Raw genomic sequence first — 1,210 nt, forward strand, 5'->3', positions numbered from 1 at the left:
CCATTTCTCGTTAAAATCTTGAACGGTCAAATATACGACTTTTTCAGCGGCTTCTAAACTGCTCAAACTGTTCATCGGCTTTAGACGTTTCCGAATCTCCTTGATCGTTCGTTCGATGGCATTGGTCGTATAAATCACACTTCGAATACTGCTTGGATAATCCATAAATGTAAGGAGGACATCCAACTCATTGGCCCAAGATTGAACTTCTCTTGGATATTTGCTGGACCATTTCGACTCAAACTGTTGAAACATTTGTAACGCCATCTCCTTATTCGGCGCGCGATAAATCAGCTTGAGATCCTCGGCCATTTCGAATTGATCTTTTTTCCGAACACGGCTGAGGGTGTTGCGGACTTTGTGCACGACACAGCGCTGCACATCGGCTTTCGGATACACCGCCTTAAAGGCTTCCTCCAGCCCCGGAAGGCCATCGAAGACGCCAAGAAGCACTTCCTTGACGCCTCTTTGGTAGAGGTGTTGAAGAATCTCCTGCCATACATAGGCGCTTTCTTGTCCTCCCACGAAGAAATCAAGAATTTGACGATACCCTTCTTCATTCACTCCTAACACCACATAAATGACTTCTTTCTCTACCGTATCGCGGCGAAGTTTCACGTACAAGCCGTCCAAATATAAGACCGAATAACGTTGGTGTAGTGGACGAGCGTGCCATTTCTCGATGTCTTCCTTCACGACATCGGTAATCCGGCTGATCGTCGCAGGAGAATAGGTGCTTCCTAGAATTCGTTCGATAAACTTGTCAATTTCCCGTGTACTCATGCCACTTTGATACATCCTAATGATTGCTTCCTCCAGCCAGCCGGTGTGCCGTTGGTAAGGGGCAAACAACTGTGTTTGAAATTCCCCGTTTCGGTCTCTTGGAACCAAAAGACCCTCAATCCGGCCATATTGCGTATCTAGATTTCGCTGATAGTAGCCGTTTCTCATATTCGGTGTTCCAGCCTGTTCGATTTCGAGGAAATTTTTCATTTCTTCCCGCATAATCAGCTCTAATTTTTCTTTCACAAATTGACGAATAACACTTTCCAGTTGATTTGCCCAGTCGACATTCGGTATACTTCTTTTAGACATAGGTAGGGTACTCCTTTCTCTGGAATGTGTTATGGCTAAATCAGAGAATACCCTACCTTTTTTCTTTTGGTCTAGCAAAATGCTTTACACAAACTTTTATACATCATCAAATTTG

General features: G+C 44.3%; 1 protein-coding gene. It reads right to left on the reverse strand.

Annotated elements, in window-relative coordinates; translation table 11 throughout:
• Positions 1–1,095, reverse strand: a 1,095-nt coding sequence (locus CCB157_RS17095) for an IS256 family transposase (RefSeq protein ID WP_077616963.1), incomplete at its 3' end; no start/stop codon positions are given.
• Positions 1,096–1,210 lie beyond the last annotated feature (115 nt).

Origin of the sequence: Caenibacillus caldisaponilyticus, assembly GCF_002003465.1 — a bacterium.
GTDB lineage: Bacteria > Bacillota > Bacilli > Bacillales > Sporolactobacillaceae > Caenibacillus > Caenibacillus caldisaponilyticus.